This is a genomic window from Campylobacter sp. 1569, from assembly GCF_024723675.1.
GTDB lineage: Bacteria > Campylobacterota > Campylobacteria > Campylobacterales > Campylobacteraceae > Campylobacter_D > Campylobacter_D jejuni_C.
The window spans coordinates 1-505 of record NZ_JANQDB010000058.1 but is presented as its reverse complement, the minus strand read 5'-3'; the positions used below and the strand labels follow the sequence as shown (position 1 = coordinate 505).

Below are 505 nucleotides of genomic sequence, written 5' to 3'. Positions count from 1 at the left end.
AAAACCATCGGCGTAGTAATCCCAATATACAATGTAGAAAAATATCTAAAAGAATGTTTAGATAGTGTAATCAATCAAACTTATACTAATTTAGAAATCATACTAGTAAATGATGGTAGTACAGATGAAAATTCACTCAATATTGCAAAAGAATACACTCTAAAAGATAAAAGAATCACTCTTTTTGATAAAAAAAATGGTGGACAAAGCACAGCTAGAAATGTAGGTATAGAATATTTTAGTGGAGAATATAAACTCAAAAACAAAACTCAAACTATAAAAGAAAATTCTTTAATAGAATTTAATATAGAAGGTAATAATCCTTATGAAATATACACTGTATATAAAAGCTATAAAGCTTTTAATGATGAACAAGATTTAATAAGCTTTACTTATCCTATTATAGATTATATTATCTTTTTAGATTCTGATGATTATTGGGAATTAAACTGCATAGAAGAATGTGTGCCTAGAATGGATGGGGTAGATGTGGTTTGGTTTGATT

The 505-nt window shown here is 26.3% G+C and carries 1 protein-coding gene; it reads left to right on the top strand.

Translation table 11 applies throughout. The features are described 5' to 3' along the window. The coding region (locus CAMP5060_RS08160; RefSeq protein ID WP_337218208.1) for a glycosyltransferase family 2 protein at positions 1 to 505 on the top strand (505 nt) is incomplete at both ends.